At 56.1% G+C, this 15,446-nt stretch carries 15 protein-coding genes; 2 read left to right on the top strand and 13 right to left on the bottom strand.

Annotated elements, in window-relative coordinates; genetic code table 11:
* Positions 1–235 precede the first annotated feature (235 nt).
* The 7 genes from dedD to pdxB form a co-directional block, all read right to left on the bottom strand.
* Positions 236–925, bottom strand: coding sequence for a cell division protein DedD (gene dedD / locus GBC03_12745; protein QFS71008.1), 690 nt, complete (start codon positions 923–925; stop codon positions 236–238).
* Positions 915–2,183 (bottom strand): bifunctional tetrahydrofolate synthase/dihydrofolate synthase, encoded by a 1,269-nt coding sequence (gene folC / locus GBC03_12740; protein QFS71007.1) that lies wholly within the window; start codon positions 2,181–2,183, stop codon positions 915–917. Before folC ends, dedD begins: the two co-directional genes overlap by 11 nt.
* A 69-nt stretch (positions 2,184–2,252) precedes the next feature.
* A complete protein-coding gene (accD, locus tag GBC03_12735; protein ID QFS71006.1) occupies positions 2,253–3,167 on the bottom strand; it encodes an acetyl-CoA carboxylase, carboxyltransferase subunit beta in 915 nt (304 codons plus the stop codon).
* Between the two features lie 153 nt (positions 3,168–3,320).
* The gene (locus GBC03_12730) at positions 3,321–3,980 is read right to left on the bottom strand and encodes a DedA family protein (protein ID QFS71005.1); all 660 of its coding nucleotides are present in this window, start codon (positions 3,978–3,980) and stop codon (positions 3,321–3,323) included.
* A 24-nt stretch (positions 3,981–4,004) separates the two neighbouring features.
* Positions 4,005–4,817 (bottom strand): tRNA pseudouridine(38-40) synthase TruA, encoded by an 813-nt coding sequence (gene truA / locus GBC03_12725; GenBank protein ID QFS71004.1) that lies wholly within the window; start codon positions 4,815–4,817, stop codon positions 4,005–4,007.
* On the bottom strand, positions 4,817–5,830 hold the full coding sequence (locus tag GBC03_12720; protein QFS71003.1) for an aspartate-semialdehyde dehydrogenase: 1,014 nt from the start codon (positions 5,828–5,830) through the stop codon (positions 4,817–4,819). The genes truA and GBC03_12720 overlap by 1 nt, the downstream gene beginning before the upstream one ends.
* A gap of 66 nt (positions 5,831–5,896) precedes the next feature.
* The gene (pdxB, locus tag GBC03_12715) at positions 5,897–7,033 is read right to left on the bottom strand and encodes a 4-phosphoerythronate dehydrogenase PdxB (GenBank protein ID QFS71002.1); all 1,137 of its coding nucleotides are present in this window, start codon (positions 7,031–7,033) and stop codon (positions 5,897–5,899) included.
* 103 nt (positions 7,034–7,136) lie between these two features.
* Between pdxB and GBC03_12710 the strand changes: the two genes are divergently transcribed.
* The gene (locus GBC03_12710) at positions 7,137–8,138 is read left to right on the top strand and encodes a flagella biosynthesis regulator Flk (protein QFS73989.1); all 1,002 of its coding nucleotides are present in this window, start codon (positions 7,137–7,139) and stop codon (positions 8,136–8,138) included.
* On the opposite strand, the gene GBC03_12705 is transcribed toward GBC03_12710, so the two are convergent.
* Both GBC03_12705 and fabB read right to left on the bottom strand, forming a co-directional pair.
* Positions 8,135–9,313 carry an MFS transporter gene (locus tag GBC03_12705; protein ID QFS71001.1) on the bottom strand — a complete coding sequence of 393 codons (1,179 nt, stop codon included), beginning with the start codon at positions 9,311–9,313 and terminating at the stop codon, positions 8,135–8,137. The genes GBC03_12710 and GBC03_12705 overlap by 4 nt on opposite strands.
* Positions 9,314–9,520: 207 nt before the next feature.
* Positions 9,521–10,738: a beta-ketoacyl-ACP synthase I gene (fabB, locus tag GBC03_12700; protein ID QFS71000.1), complete on the bottom strand. Its 1,218-nt coding sequence runs from the start codon at positions 10,736–10,738 to the stop codon at positions 9,521–9,523.
* Between the two features lie 157 nt (positions 10,739–10,895).
* Here fabB and mnmC point away from each other — a divergent pair, with 157 nt between their 5' ends.
* Positions 10,896–12,908 (top strand): bifunctional tRNA (5-methylaminomethyl-2-thiouridine)(34)-methyltransferase MnmD/FAD-dependent 5-carboxymethylaminomethyl-2-thiouridine(34) oxidoreductase MnmC, encoded by a 2,013-nt coding sequence (gene mnmC / locus GBC03_12695; GenBank protein QFS70999.1) that lies wholly within the window; start codon positions 10,896–10,898, stop codon positions 12,906–12,908.
* A 49-nt stretch (positions 12,909–12,957) separates the two neighbouring features.
* On the opposite strand, the gene GBC03_12690 is transcribed toward mnmC, so the two are convergent.
* Genes GBC03_12690 through mepA form a run of 4 tightly spaced genes read right to left on the bottom strand, consistent with a single transcriptional unit; the run spans position 12,958 to position 15,446 of the window.
* Positions 12,958–13,233 carry a YfcL family protein gene (locus GBC03_12690; protein ID QFS70998.1) on the bottom strand — a complete coding sequence of 92 codons (276 nt, stop codon included), beginning with the start codon at positions 13,231–13,233 and terminating at the stop codon, positions 12,958–12,960.
* A 31-nt stretch (positions 13,234–13,264) separates the two neighbouring features.
* Entirely contained in the window at positions 13,265–13,813 is a 549-nt protein-coding gene (locus GBC03_12685) for an elongation factor P hydroxylase (protein QFS70997.1), read from the bottom strand.
* Entirely contained in the window at positions 13,813–14,622 is an 810-nt protein-coding gene (locus tag GBC03_12680) for a TSUP family transporter (protein ID QFS70996.1), read from the bottom strand. Before GBC03_12680 ends, GBC03_12685 begins: the two co-directional genes overlap by 1 nt.
* Positions 14,622–15,446: a penicillin-insensitive murein endopeptidase gene (mepA, locus tag GBC03_12675; protein ID QFS70995.1), complete on the bottom strand. Its 825-nt coding sequence runs from the start codon at positions 15,444–15,446 to the stop codon at positions 14,622–14,624. The genes GBC03_12680 and mepA overlap by 1 nt, the downstream gene beginning before the upstream one ends.

The following is a 15,446-nucleotide window of genomic DNA, read 5'->3' as shown; positions in this document are numbered from 1 at the left end:
GATTTTACGCCCTGTCGTCCTGTTCGGGGCGCATTCTAACAGAAAAAGAAAACGTTTGCGTAGGGATTTCCTTCCCGCGCGTAAATAAAAATGGCGCTGAAAAAATATTCAACGCCATACCGTTTTATGCCTCTTCGGGCACTGCCGGATGGCGATGTAAACACCTCATCCGGCCAACAAACACAAGGTGGTAAGCCTGATAAGACGCCGAGCGCCGCCATCAGGCAACCCTAACTTAGTTCGGGCTGTACCCCATCACCACTCCGCTTAATCCGGAGATTTGCTGTAACTCGCCGAGCGAACCTTTCAGCTTGTCGCGTGATGCATCCGGCCCCACGAGAATACGGGTTATTTTACCCTGTACTGGCGTTGACGGAGAAGTATATACCCGGAAACCTGCGCCACGAAGTTTACCCACGATCTCATTGACCTTATCGGCATTTTTCAGCGCACCCAACTGCACAACATAGGCTTTACCCGTCGGTGCCGGTTTCTCTTCCACCGCCGGTTTTGGCGCAGGAGTGGGAACCGGAGCGGGCGTTGCGTCCACAGTCGGCTGTGGCTTCGGTTGCGGCTTCGGTTTTTCAACCGGTTTTGGTTTGGGTTGTTCTACGGGCGCTGGCGTCGTATCAAGCTCAGGACTGTTCGCTGACGCATAGCGTGACGGATCCAGCGACGGAGCCGCCGCATCGCCTGCCCGCACCTCTTCTGCCGCCCCTTCCGGTGGTTGAGTCGGTAATGCCTGCGTTGCCGCAGGCATCATATCCGGCTCGTCGCGATCGCCGGGTTTCGGCACCAGCGGGATCGCCGCGAATTCATCCTGATAATGTTTTTTCTGCCCGTCGAGCAGCCCGGGCAGCACAATCACGCCCAGCGCGACCAGCACAATCGTGCCGACTAAACGATTCTGAAACTTACTCGCCACCGATTCTCCCCGCGTCCATTACTTCCATGACATGTGCAACCGTGTGGAATGAACCACACACCAGTACGGTATCTTCTGGTCTCGCGTCTGCCAGAGCGGCGTGCCATGCCAGCGCGACACTGTCATAGACACTGCCTTTACCGAGATGTTCCAGCAGTTGCTCTGCCGTCGCCCCCCGGGGGCCTTCCAGCGGAGCACAATACCAGTCGTCGACCACGCTTTTCAACCAGGCCAACGTTCCCGCAATATCCTTATCATGTAGCATACCGATAACGGCAAGAACGCGCCCCTTTTTCGGCAACATTTTCAGCCGTCCGGTCAGATATTCCGCCGCATGGGGATTATGCGCGACATCGAGGATGACGCGCGGCGACTCGCTCACAATCTGGAAACGTCCCGGTAGAATCGCCTGAGCAATCCCGTCGCGGATCGCCTGTTCACTGACGTTCAGGCCACTGGCGCGCAGTGCCGCCAGCGCGGTCGCCGCATTGGGTTGCGGTACCTGTGGCAGCGGTAAATCGGTCAATGTACCGTGGCAGTCGCTGAAGGACCACCCCGTCTCCGTTACCGTAAACTGCCAGTCTTCGCCACGGCGCTGTAGGCGTGCGCCTTTCTCCAGCGCCACATCGGCGATGGTATAGGGCATTTCGGGTTCGCCGACAATCGCTGGTTTATCCGCACGGAAAATGCCGGCCTTTTCGCGGCCAATACTTTCACGATCTGGCCCCAGCCAGTCGGTATGATCCAGCGCAATGCTGGTAACCACGGCGATATCGGCATCAACGATGTTTGTCGCGTCCAGTCGTCCGCCCAACCCGACCTCCAGAATCACCACATCCAGTCGCGCCTGCTTAAACAGCCACAACGCAGACAGCGTGCCGTATTCAAAATATGTCAGCGAGATATCCCCACGCGCCGCTTCAATCTCCGCAAAGGATTCTGTGTGGGCCGATTCTGGCAGTTCATTGCCCTGCACACGCACACGTTCGGTGTAGCGCACCAGATGCGGCGAACTGTATACCCCGACTTTGTATCCCGCTGTCGTCAATATGGACTCCAGCGTCCGGCAGGTGGTGCCCTTGCCATTGGTGCCCGCCACGGTGAAGACAAACGGCGCAGGCTTCAGCACGCCCAGCCGCGCAGCCACCTGGCTTACGCGTTCAAGGCCCAGATCGATAGTCTTCGCGTGGAGGTTTTCCAGATAAGAAAGCCACGAGGCCAGGGGCGACGCGGCTTTAGGAATACGTTTGTTATTCATGATGCCCGTAAATTCGTTACGTTGAGAAAAGCAAAAGGGCAGCGCCTGTGGCCCTGCCCTTTTCAGTTATCAGGCCTCTGGTTCCTGATCCGGCACCGGTGGCACCACCACGCCTTCACGCGGGGTATCCGGATTTGGCGCCGGCAGATTCATCAGCTTCGCCAGAATGCTTGCCAGTTTCAGGCGCATCTCCGGACGGCGGACGATCATATCGATAGCGCCTTTTTCGATCAGAAACTCACTGCGCTGGAATCCCGGCGGCAGTTTCTCACGTACGGTTTGTTCGATAACGCGCGGACCCGCGAAGCCGATCAGCGCTTTCGGTTCAGCAATGTTGAGATCGCCCAGCATCGCGAAGCTTGCAGAGACACCGCCCATCGTTGGGTCGGTCAGCACGGAGATGTACGGCAGACCGCGTTCCTGCATTTTTGCCAGCGCCGCAGAGGTTTTCGCCATCTGCATCAGCGACATCAGCGCTTCCTGCATACGCGCGCCGCCGGAGGCGGAGAAGCACACCAGCGGACAGTTATCTTCCAGCGCCTGTTCTACAGCACGCACAAAACGTGCGCCGACCACAGAACCCATCGAGCCGCCCATGAAAGCAAACTCAAATGCCGCCGCGACGACCGGCATGCCGTGAAGCGTGCCTTTCATCACCACCAGCGCATCTTTCTCGCCGGTTTCCTTTTGCGCGGAAGCCAGACGGTCTTTGTATTTCTTGGAGTCACGGAACTTCAGTACGTCTTTCGGCTCAAGTTCGCTACCCAGCTCCACCAGCGTTCCTTCATCTAACAGGCTATGCAGGCGGTTACGCGCCGACATACGCATGTGATGGTCACACTTCGGACAGACCTCGAGATTACGTTCCAGCTCAGCACGGTATAAAACCTGACCGCAGCTATCACACTTAGTCCACACCCCTTCAGGAATACTTGCCTTGCGGGTGGGCGTAATGTTGCTTTTAATTCGTTCAATCCAGCTCATTTATGACCTTTCTGCCTGAACCTGGTGTGTTCCAGTTTTGCCGTGGGGGCGCATAATGCCATTTTTGCCCCCAACAGACCATGAATGTTGCACATTAAAACATAACAGCCCGAAACTTTGGACAAAAAAGTGGTCGAACCGCCGAGTTAGTTTCTATTTTGTTACACGTGACGCCGCGCGTTTATGGCGAATAATTTCCACCACGCCCGGCAGGATAGACACCACAATAATCCCGACAATCAGCAACTTAAGGTTGTTCTGAATCATCGGAATGGTACCAAAGAAGTAACCTGCGTAGGTGAAGAGCAGAACCCACAGCAGCGCGCCTATCACGTTATAAGCCGCAAAATGACGATACGACATATGTCCCATTCCCGCCACAAACGGCGCAAATGTTCTGACGATCGGTACAAAACGGGCGAGAATGATGGTTTTTCCGCCATGTTTTTCGTAAAACTGATGCGTCTTGTCCAGATAGCTGCGGCGGAAAATCTTCGAGTTCGGGTTACTGAATAACTTCTCACCGAACAATCGACCAATAGTGTAATTCACCGCATCGCCAACAATCGCGGCAATCAGCATCAACACCACCATCAGGTGCACGTTGAGATCGTTAGTGCCCAGCGACGCCAGCGCCCCCGCCACAAACAGCAGGGAATCGCCTGGCAGGAACGGCGTCACCACCAGTCCGGTTTCACAAAACAGGATCAGGAACAAAATCGCGTAAACCCAAACGCCGTACTGTGCGACCAGTTCCGCCAGGTGCACATCAATATGCAGGATAAAATCGATAAGGAAGTAAATCAGGTCCATAGTTGTGCCTTTATACGACTTGAATTAGTCCGCCAGAAAGAGCGGGCCCATGGGCGGTTTAGGAAGGTCAAACCGGTCAGGGTAGTCCACCGCAACCAGATACAGTCCTTCGGCCTTCGCCGTTGCCGCTGCGAGCGTTCTGTCCTTTGCCGCTAACAACTCTGCTATCCAGCTCTCCGGCTGGTTGTGGGCACCTACTTCCATCAGGCTGCCAACAATGTTCCTGACCATATGATGTACAAAGGCATTCGCTTTGATATCGACCACCACATACGCGCCATGGCGCGAGACCGTAATGTGCATCACGTTGCGCCACGGCGTGCGCGACTGGCACTGGACGGCGCGAAACGACGTAAAGTCATTCTCGCCAATCAGACACTGCGCCGCACGATGCATGCGCTCAGCGTCCAGCGGTTCATAATAATGCGTCACACCTTTACCTAACACCGCCGGACGTAACCGATGATTGTAGATGATGTAACGATATCGGCGAGCCGTGGCGCTGAAACGCGCGTGAAAATCTTCCGGTACAGCTTTCACCCATCGCACCGCGATGTCACCAGGTAAATTCGCATTTACACCCAATGTCCATGCCGCATCTTTGCGCAAAGCGGTGGTTTCAAAATGCACAACCTGACCGGTGCCGTGCACACCGGCATCGGTGCGTCCGGCGCAAAAGACGTTAATCGGCTCATTGGCAACCTGTGAGAGCGCCTTTTCCAGCTTTTCCTGCACACTGCGGACTTCATTCTGACGCTGCCAGCCATAATATTTGCTGCCGTCATACTCGATGCCCAGCGCAATTTTATACACCGGCGAGCGTTGCTGGTCAGACATCAGTACAGGTACTCCTGCACCAGTTTTTCCGCAATTTTCACCGCCATCAGCGCGCCGCCAAAGCGAACGTTATCCGCCACGGACCAGAACTGAACCTGCTCTGGCATACCGTAATCGTTACGCACACAGCCCACGGACAGGTGCGCGCTGCCGGTGGCATCGCCAACCTGAGTCGGGAAATCACTCTCTTGCGACAGCACAATGTCTTCGCCACGGGCAAAGGCATCGCGAGCCTCTTCGGCAGCCAGTGGACGCAGCGCTTCAAATGCCACCATCTGCGCGTGGCCATAAAACACCGGTGACTGTACGCAGCTTGCCGAAATCATCAACCCGTCATCCTGCATGATTTTGCGCACTTCATCGACGATCCGCCGCTCTTCACGCACGCTGCCTTCGCGATCCGGCAACAGCGGCAACATATTGAACGCCAGCTGGCGGCCAAAGAAATCATCGTCATCAATGGGGATCCCGTTCAGCAGTTTCGCACTCTGCCCGGCGAGGGCATCGACGGCTTTCTTACCGTGCGCAGATGCAGAAAGCAGACTGGTTACGGTGATGCGAGAGAGTCCCCCCTCATCGATAAGCGGCTTCAGCGCGGCCAGCAACTGGCTGGTCAGGCTGTTCGGCACAGCGATCACGTTACGATTGCGGTAGTCTGCCAGCACGAACGGGTTCACGTCTGGCACCACCAGCGGGACGTCCGGCTCAAGCGCGAACAGACCGCTGGTATCAATGACCAGACAGCCCGCATTTGTCGCCTCGTCCACCCAGGCTGCCGTGGCGTCGACACCGGCAACGAAAAAGGCCAGCTGTGCCTGCGTCCAGTCGAATTCAGCCGCATCCTGCACCATCACTGACTTACCACCAAAGCGCAGATGTTCGCCTGCACTTTCATTACGTGCCAGCGCAAAAATTTCCCCAACCGGGAACTGACGTTCAGCCAGGGTTTCAAGCAACGCTTCGCCGACGGCGCCCGTCGCGCCGAGGACGGCAATATTCCAGCCTTCAGACATGGTGGTTTACTCCAGAAAAGCATAAGCCTCCCTGCCGATTATTCGTCAGGGAGCATTAAGAAGACATTAACGTGTCGGGTGATGAACCGCGTTAAAACCCAGTTTACACAGTAACGCCGCCGCATCCGCGTCGTCGCACATCACGTACAGTGAGGACCATTCACGGCGCTCGAGATAATTTTTGCGCAGTTTATCAAATTCACCCGGTATTCCGGCAACGTTGCGCAGTAGCGCATCGTCGCGGCGCACATCATACACCAAATGCACCAGTCTTTTCAGCGTCGGCTGATCCAACGGTCCATGCAGCGTAATGCGGCCAAATTCCGGCGCTGGCAGCAGGGTATCCAGCGCGACATGCTGCTCGCGACCAATAAATTTGCTCCAGGCTTCAAAAACCTGCGTGGTGCCGCGCGCCTTGCCTTCCAGCGTGTAGCCCGCAATGTGCGCCGTGCCAATATCGATCTTGTTCAACAGCTCGACATTCAGATCCGGTTCACCTTCCCAGACATCCAGGACCACGCTCAGCGCCTGCCCGGCGTTAAGGCGCGCCAGCAGCGCGGCGTTATCAACCACCGCGCCGCGACAGGCATTAATCAGAATGCTGCCCGGTTTCAGGCGACCAATCAGCGCCTCATCGACCAGATGGTGCGTTTTGTATGGCCCTTCTTTAAACAGCGGCGTGTGGAAGGTCAGGACATCGGCTTCCTGTACCAGCTCATCAAGCGAGCGAAAATCGCCCTCGTCTCCACGATCCGCGCGCGGTGGATCGCATAACAACGTACGGATCCCCAGCGCTTCCAGCCGAGCCTGCAGGCGCCCCCCGACGTTACCCACGCCAACAATCCCGACGGTACGATCGCGCAATGCGAATCCGTCACGCTCCGCCAGCATCAGCAGCGAAGAGAAAACATACTCCACCACCGCAATGGCGTTACAGCCAGGCGCTGCTGAAAATCCGATTCCCGCCTGCTTAAGCCAGTCCTCATCCACATGATCGGTGCCGGCAGTTGCGGTACCAACGAACTTGATGGCCTTTCCCTCCAGCAATGACGCGTTCACTTTGGTGACAGAACGCACCATTAACGCGTCGGCATCATCCAGTTCAGCGACAGGGATGGGGCGCCCAGGAACCGCTTTGACCTCGCCCAGACGGCTAAACAATTCGCGGGCATAAGGCATATTTTCATCAACGAGAATTTTCACGTCTGTCGTACCTGTTTGAGAACGAGAGTTAACCGGGCAAGTGTGCCATAATCTGGCCGCCAGGCATACTTTGCTAAGATTGATGGTTTAAGGATAAGTGATGATGCAACCTATTTCCGGTACTCCCGCGCACCCTCCCGGCGAAGGGCAACCTGCGGTATCCACGGCGGGCGAACAACCGCTCTCCACGCAACAGCGGACCGTACTGGAACGACTGATAACCCGCCTGATTTCACTGACGCAACAGCAAAGTGCGGAAGTGTGGGCCGGCATGAAGCACGATCTTGGAGTGAAAAGCGACACTCCGCTACTGTCACGTCATTTCCCTGCGGCGGAGCAAAATCTCAGCCAGCGTCTTGGCGTAGCCCAACAGAATCATGCCAACCGTCAGGTACTTTCACAGTTGACGGAATTGCTGAGTCAGGGGAATAACCGCCAGGCAGTGAGCGATTTTATTCGCCAGCAGTACGGACAAACGGCGCTCAGTCAACTCAAACCGGAACAGCTTAAGAACGTACTGACGCTTTTACAGCAGGGGCAGTTGTCGATCCCGCAGCCGCAACAGCGTCCGGCAACCGATCGCCCGCTGATGCCAGCCGAACACAATACGTTAAATCAGTTGGTGACTAAACTGGCCGCCGCCACGGGGGAATCCGGCAAGCTTATCTGGCAATCGATGCTGGAACTCTCTGGCGTGAAAAGCGGTGAGCTGATCCCGGCAAAACATTTCACCCATCTGGCGACCTGGCTACAGGCGCGTCAGACCCTCAGTCTGCAACATGCTCCCACTCTGCAATCGCTACAGGCGGCGCTTAAGCAACCGCTGGAAGCCGACGAGCTGGCCAGTTTGAAAGATTACGCCCAGCAGAACGGGCAGCTCCAACCGCAAACCGTGCTCACCACCGCCCAGGTACAGGACCTCCTGAATCAGATCTTCCTCAAGCGCGTTGAGCGCGATCGGGAATTCACCGATCCACGCCACATTCAGCCGATTTACAGTCCGTTTGCACCGTTTATTGAGACGCTGCGATCGTTCACCGCGCGTCCCGGACTGTTGTTTATCGCCCTGCTGATCGCGTTACTGGTGTTCTGGCTGGTCATCTAGCCCCGGCGAAACGACAACAGCGTCACCACAATCCCCAGTACCGCCGAAATCGCTCCGGCAAGAAATACAGATTGATAGCCACAGGACGTGGCAAGCAACCCCGCCAGCGGGCCGGTGACCGCGTAAGAGATATCCTGAAATGCGGCGTATCCCCCCAGTGCGGTACCGCGAACCTGCGACGGTACGCGTTTCACCACTTCAACGCCGAGCGCCGGGAAGATTAGCGAACACCCGGCCCCGGTTAATGCCGCCCCGAGCAGCGCAAACCACGCCGTCGGTGCCAGCCAGAGCAGTATCAGTCCAACGGTCTCTATCAGCAGGGAAGCGATAGCCACCTTGACCCCACCAAAGCGGTCCGGCATCCAGCCAAACAGCACGCGCATAATGACAAAGGCCCCGCCAAACGCGGTCAGCGTAAAGCCGGCCATCGCCCAACCGTGACTGGCAAAATAGAGAGAGATAAAAGTGCCGATAACGGCAAATCCGACACCTTGCAACGCGAGGCCCAGACCCGGTTTCCAGATAAGCCCCACCACGCTCCACAGCGAGGGGCGCTCGCCCGTATGAGCAGGTACTTTACGCACCGTTCCGTTAAACGCCCATGCCAGCAGCGGTAACGCCATTGTCGTGCCCGCAAGACCCGCAAAACCAAAATGGCTGTGGATGAGCAGCCCCAGCGGCGCGCCTGCAGCCAGCGCAACGTAAATCGCCATCCCGTTCCACGACATCACCTTGCCGGAACGTGCAGGCCCCACCAGGCCCAGTCCCCAGGTCAGCGTGCCGGTGAGCAACTGGCTTTCACCAAAGCCGAGGATCAGACGTCCGACTATCAATAATGCGAATTTGATCGGTTCAGAAACGGGTAACAGCGCCGCCAGTAGCCACGCGCCGCCCGCCAGCGCGCAGGCGAACATCCCCTGAAGCGCAGAACGTTTGGCACCGTACTGATCGGCAAGTCGCCCGGAATAACCGCGTGTTAAGACGGTAGCCAGAAACTGAATTCCCACGGCGATACCAACCATCGTATTGCCATAGCCCAGCTCATGGTGGACAAAAAGTGGAATAACGGGTAGCGGCAAGCCGACCGTCATGTAGGTCAAAAAGACCGCAAAAGCGATGCGAAAAAGCGATGTGTTCGCTGCAGATGTTTTTTCTTTATGGGTTACTGCTGTCATGCGTTACTCCAGAATGCAGAGTAAGGCGAGGAATTGCCACGCCCCCTCCACCTGACCGTCAGGATTAAGGTGCGTTGGATAACGTCAAACGCTTACGCATTATCCAGAAGATAATGATGGGCCTGAAGTCTGCCTGCTACGCATGCATTTTGTCAACGAAACAAAAAAGGGGAGCAATCGGGCTCCCCTTCTTATTAAGAAAGTCACTTACGCTTTCAGTTTACGCATCACCAGCGTGGCGTTGGTACCGCCGAAACCGAAGCTGTTGGACATAACGGTGGTCAGTTCACGATCGAGAGTTTCGGTCACAATGTTCAGACCGGCAGCCTGCTCGTCCATCTCTTCGATGTTGATGCTTGGTGCGACAAAGCCGTGTTCCAGCATCAGCAGAGAGTAAATCGCTTCCTGTACGCCAGCAGCGCCCAGAGAGTGACCGGTCATCGCTTTGGTCGCGGAGATAGCCGGGCTGTTATCGCCAAACACTTCGCGAATCGCACCCAGTTCTTTCACGTCACCCACTGGCGTAGAGGTACCGTGGGAGTTCAGGTAGTCGATTGGAGTATCAACGCCGTGCATCGCCATCTGCATGCAGCGCACCGCGCCTTCACCAGACGGAGCCACCATGTCAGCGCCATCAGACGTCGCGCCGTAGCCCACGATTTCCGCGTAGATATGGGCTCCACGCGCCAGCGCGTGTTCCAGTTCTTCAACCACCACCATACCGCCGCCGCCAGCGATAACAAAACCGTCACGGTGCGCGTCATAGGTACGAGAAGCTTTAGAAGGCTGGTCATTATATTTGGTGGACAGTGCGCCCATCGCGTCGAACTCACAGGCCATTTCCCAGCCCAGTTCTTCGCCGCCGCCCGCAAATACGATGTCCTGTTTGCCCAGTTGGATCTGCTCGACCGCATTACCGATGCAGTGTGCGGAGGTCGCACAGGCGGAGCTGATTGAGTAGTTTACGCCGTGAATTTTGAACGGTGTTGCGAGGCAGGCAGAAACTGCGGAGCCCATCGCTTTGGTGACCACATACGGGCCAACCGCTTTCAGGCCACGCGGACTACGCATTGCGTCAGCACCGAATACCTGCGCTTTGGAAGAGCCGCCGGAACCGGCAATCAGACCAACGCGCGGGTTGTTCTGATACGCGTCTTCACTCAGGCCTGCATCTGCAATCGCTTCTCGCATGGAGAGATAGGCATAAATAGAGGCATCGTTCATGAAACGAACCACCTTACGGTCGATCAAACCAGTGGTGTCCAGTTTGACGTTGCCCCATACGTGGCTACGCATTCCTGCATCTTTAAACTCGTCAGAAAAAGTGATCCCTGAACGTCCTTCACGCAGAGATGCCAGGACTTCCTGCTGGTTATTACCGATGCTGGAAACGATGCCCAAGCCAGTAATCACTGCACGTTTCATTCAATACCTCTGTAATCGCACTATAGTAAGTTTCGATTGGCACAATAGCGTACACTTGTACGCCGAACAAGTCCGATCAGCCAATTTGTACTGAAATTTGCGCCGCCTGGCACACATCGCTAAGATCGTGACACTGCCTGTCAGACGAGTAACTTACGTGAAACAATACGCTATACAACCCGCCAACCTCGAATTCAACGCTGAGGGTACACCTGTTTCCCGAGATTTTGACGACGTCTACTTTTCCAACGACAACGGTCTGGAAGAGACGCGCTATGTCTTCCTCGGCGGCAACCGAATCACAGAACGTTTTGCAAAACATTCTCACCCGCTGTTTGTGGTGGCGGAGAGCGGTTTCGGCACCGGTCTGAACTTTCTCACGCTCTGGCAGGCGTTTGCTGAATTTCGCGCCACTCAGCCCGAGGCTACGCTACAAAGATTACATTTCATCAGTTTTGAAAAATTTCCGCTGACCCGCGACGATCTCACGGCGGCACATCAGCACTGGCCGGAGTTGGCTGAATTTGCCGGACAGCTTCAGGCCCAGTGGCCGTTACCGCTGGCGGGTTGCCACCGTCTGCTGCTGGATGAAGGACGCGTCACGCTCGATCTCTGGTTTGGCGATATCAATGAACTCACCAATCAACTTGACGATAGTCTGAATCAAAAAGTCGACGCCTGGTTTCTTGACGGCTTCGCCCCGGCCAAAAACCCGGACATGTGGACGCCAACGCTGTTTAACGCGATGGCGAGACTGGCTCGGCCGGGTGGTACGCTGGCGACCTTTACGTCTGCCGGATTTGTCCGTCGCGGTTTACAGGAAGCCGGTTTTACCATGCAGAAATGCAAAGGCTTTGGGCGCAAGCGCGAGATGCTGCGCGGCGTGATGGAACACGCTCCCGCGCTGCCAGCATCAATGCCGTGGTTTTCCCGTCAGGGCAGTGAAAAACGCGAGGTTGCCCTCATTGGCGGCGGGATTGCCAGCGCGCTGCTTTCGCTGGCGCTGTTGCGCCGCGGTTGGCAGGTCACGCTCTATTGCGCGGATGATAAACCCGCTCAGGGCGCGTCCGGCAACCGTCAGGGGGCGCTCTACCCTCTTCTCAGCAAACACGATGCGGCAATAAACCTCTTTTTCCCCGCCGCGTTTACGTTTGCCCGTCGTCTCTATGACGCCCTGCCCGTCAGGTTCGATCACGACTGGTGTGGCGTCACGCAACTGGGCTGGGACGACAAGAGTCAGCAGAAAATCGCGCAGATGCTGTCGCTGGATTTACCGTCAGCGCTGGCGAACGCCGTTGCTGCTGAACAGGCGCGACGTCTTACCGGCGTCGATACCGATTGTGGCGGCGTGACGTATCCTCTGGGCGGCTGGCTGTGCCCGGCGCAATTAACCGCCGCCGTGCTTCTGCTTGCTGAAAAACAGGGATTACGCTGTCACTATCAGCATTCGCTGGCGGCACTTAATCAGTCTGCATCCGGCTGGAATTTGCAGTTTACGCACGGTAATTGCGCTGAACATGCCGTGGTGGTACTGGCTAACGGTCATCAGATTAACCATTTTACGCAGACACAACCGTTGCCCGTCTACGCTGTCGCCGGCCAGGTCAGCCATATTCCGACCAAGCCAGCGCTTTGTAAGATTCGTCAGGTGCTGTGCTATGACGGTTATCTCACGCCGCAGAACCCGGCTAATCAGCAGCACTGTATCGGTGCCAGCTACCATCGCGGCAGCGAAGAGACGCAGTATCGGGAAGACGATCAGCAGCAAAATCGACAGCGCTTGATTGACTGCTTCCCGGCGGCGGAATGGGCCAAAGAGGTCGATGTCAGCGACAACGCGGCGCGCAGCGGCGTGCGCTGCGCCACCCGCGATCATTTGCCGATGGTGGGAAGCGTTCCGGACTACGCTGCCACACTGGTGCAGTACGCCGATTTAGCCGACAACAAAGCGGGCGCGGCAAATGCGCCGGTGTATGACGATTTATTTATGCTGGGTGCGCTGGGTTCCCGCGGGCTGTGCTCCGCGCCCCTGTGCGCAGAAATACTGGCTTCACAAATGAGTAATGAACCGATGCCGATGGATGCCGCCACGCTGGCAGCATTAAATCCAAATCGTTTATGGGTGCGGAAATTGTTGAAAGGGAAAGCGGTTAAAACACCGATGGGATGAACAGACGCGCCATCCGGCAAGTTAACCAGGCCGGATGGCGTTATCGTGATTATTGCACTGCTTTCTCGAACAGCGTGTCCCACATCTCTTTCACTAACGCCTGATCGCGCGGCGACAACTCACCGGCACCGATAGCGTTTTCCAGGCTGCGGGTGACGTTGGCATAGACGGCCTGAGCAGAATGGTCATCTGTACCTTCCAGTTCTGCAACGGCTAACGTCAGGTGGCCACGCAAATACCCACTGGCAAACAGCTCATCATCGCTTGCATGCTCTACCATGTCATCGATTAATGCCAGAATGCGTGATTCAAACTCCGCGATCATCTTCTTTCCTCATTGTAACGTGGCGCTGGCTTCAGTTGAGCGCTTCTGGCCACGGGAACTGTTCCGCCGTAAGTTCAGGCGTGTGATAATAATTCTGTAATGCCTTAATGAATCGCGCCGGACGTTCGGGAATGCCGTTCTCCAGATACACCATCACCTGTGCATGAACCCGACGCTGGAACACCACGCGGTCTGGTTCAAAATCGCCTTCCAGGTTGTCGCAACTGACGTTAAACGGATACCCCGCCGCCACGCAGAACAACCAGTCAAACGCCTGCGGTTTCACTTCTACATCTTCAAACTGACCCTGCGTCGCCGCATCTCGACCGTCCGGACAATACCAGTAACCGAAATCCACCAGCTCGCGGCGCGCCTTTCCGGCAATGCACCAGTGCGAAATCTCATGCAATGCGCTGGCGTAAAAACCGTGCGCAAAGACAATCCGGTGATACGGGATCTCTGCATCAGCAGGAAGATAGATCGGTTCGTCGTCGCCTTTAATCAGACGGGTATTAAAATCATCGGCAAAGCAGCCGTTAAAAATGTCAATCAACTGTTCGTAGCGGTGCGTACTGTTCATTAATTCATCCCCAGCCAGTGGAGAATCTCCTGTCCATGGTTATCATAAAGAAGTTTCATGCTCATCACCGCCGAGACAATGACGATCATCGGGCGAATCAGCTTTTGTCCTTTGCTCAGTACCAGTCGGGAACCCATTCGCGCCCCGAGAAATTGACCGATCAGCATGACAAAACCGGTGGCCCAAACCACTTTCCCGCCGATGACAAACAGCAGCAGACCGCCAATATTGGAGGTGGCATTCAGCACCTTGGCGTGGGCCGTCGATTTAGCGAGGTTATAGCCACACAGCATGACAAATGACAACGCGTAAAATGAACCTGCCGCCGGGCCAAAAAAGCCATCGTAAAAGCCTACGCAACCCCCGGCGACCAGGGCAAACGGCAGACCGTACAGACGACGCTGTCGGTCTTCCTCACCCACTTTCGGCATCAGTAAAAAGTAGAGACCAATGCAGATAACCAGAACCGGCAGGACCTGACGTAACACGTCAGACTTCACATGCTGCACCAACAGCGCGCCGCTCATCGAGCCAATAAACGTCATCGCGATATTGAGTTTCTGGTCAGCGAGGTTCACCACTTTACGGCGAATAAAATAAATCGAAGAAGAAATCGAGCCGCCGCAGGCCTGCAGTTTGTTGGTCGCCAGCGCCTGCGCGGGAGACATCCCTGCCGCCATCAGCGCGGGGATGGTCAACAGACCGCCGCCGCCCGCCAGTGAGTCGATAAATCCAGCCAGCATTGCCACAAAAAACAACACCATCAACAGTAGCGGAGAGACCATAAACAGGTCCGCAAAATTATCCATTAGAGTACATGCTCATCCAGTAGCGCCTGGCACGAAGGCGGCAACGGAGGTGGTGTCTTCTTCTCAGGCTTTGTTGTTCCAGGTTTTGGTGGTTCAAACCAACTTTGCAGCTCGGCACCGCAGCCATCGCCCGGAGGAGGCAACGGTTGGTCTTCGCACTCAAGGCTGTCGGCAGGGCAACGCAATCGTACATGCATATGCGCACGATGCTGGAACCAGGGTCGCACTTTACGTAACCAGTCGCGATCGGTACCGGCATCAAGGCAAAGTTGCTGTTTTATGGCAGGGTTCACAAAAATACGGGTGACGTCGTTATCTTCCGCCGCCAGCTTAATCAGGCTGACGATTTCCGGTTTCCACAGGGTCGGCACCACATGTTTACCGTCACGGGCGACCAAATCCAGCGCCTGGGGACGCAGCAGTTGCGCCTGAGTCCAGCGCGTTTTTGGCAACTGCAGGAAAATATCCACATCCAGGCCGGTCTGATGGCTGGCATGTCCACCATTAAATCGACCACCGGCGGGCATTCCCATGTCGCCAATCAGCACCGTTCCCAGTCCAAGATTGTTCACCTGCGTACTCAGGCGCTGAATAAACATCACCAGGTCGGGATGGCCGAAATAGCGACGCTGATCGGTGCGCATCACCTGATAATGCTCGGACTGCACGGGAAGCGTGTCCGCCCCCACAATGCAGCCGTTCGAGAAGCCACCAATTGACTGCGCGCTGCCCGGCACGGGTTGGGCAATTTTTTGCCACGGCGTCGCCGCCAGACTGGTCGTACTGGCAAGCAGTGCCAGCAGTGCTATCGCGGTTTTTTTCAT

Origin of the sequence: Citrobacter telavivensis (genome assembly GCA_009363175.1) — a bacterium.
Taxonomy (GTDB): domain Bacteria; phylum Pseudomonadota; class Gammaproteobacteria; order Enterobacterales; family Enterobacteriaceae; genus Citrobacter_A; species Citrobacter_A telavivensis.
Note: the sequence above shows the minus strand (reverse complement) of the source record. Positions and strands in the feature narration are given on the sequence as shown.

Coding starts and splice junctions, on each gene's coding strand:
- folC (QFS71007.1), bottom strand. CDS start 2,183: ATGAATAACAAACGTATTCCTAAAGCCGCGTCGCCCCTGGCCTCGTGG.
- accD (QFS71006.1), bottom strand. CDS start 3,167: ATGAGCTGGATTGAACGAATTAAAAGCAACATTACGCCCACCCGCAAG.
- GBC03_12730 (QFS71005.1), bottom strand. CDS start 3,980: ATGGACCTGATTTACTTCCTTATCGATTTTATCCTGCATATTGATGTG.
- truA (QFS71004.1), bottom strand. CDS start 4,817: ATGTCTGACCAGCAACGCTCGCCGGTGTATAAAATTGCGCTGGGCATC.
- GBC03_12720 (QFS71003.1), bottom strand. CDS start 5,830: ATGTCTGAAGGCTGGAATATTGCCGTCCTCGGCGCGACGGGCGCCGTC.
- GBC03_12710 (QFS73989.1), top strand. CDS start 7,137: ATGCAACCTATTTCCGGTACTCCCGCGCACCCTCCCGGCGAAGGGCAA.
- GBC03_12705 (QFS71001.1), bottom strand. CDS start 9,313: ATGACAGCAGTAACCCATAAAGAAAAAACATCTGCAGCGAACACATCG.
- fabB (QFS71000.1), bottom strand. CDS start 10,738: ATGAAACGTGCAGTGATTACTGGCTTGGGCATCGTTTCCAGCATCGGT.
- GBC03_12690 (QFS70998.1), bottom strand. CDS start 13,233: ATGATCGCGGAGTTTGAATCACGCATTCTGGCATTAATCGATGACATG.
- GBC03_12685 (QFS70997.1), bottom strand. CDS start 13,813: ATGAACAGTACGCACCGCTACGAACAGTTGATTGACATTTTTAACGGC.
- GBC03_12680 (QFS70996.1), bottom strand. CDS start 14,622: ATGGATAATTTTGCGGACCTGTTTATGGTCTCTCCGCTACTGTTGATG.
- mepA (QFS70995.1), bottom strand. CDS start 15,446: ATGAAAAAAACCGCGATAGCACTGCTGGCACTGCTTGCCAGTACGACC.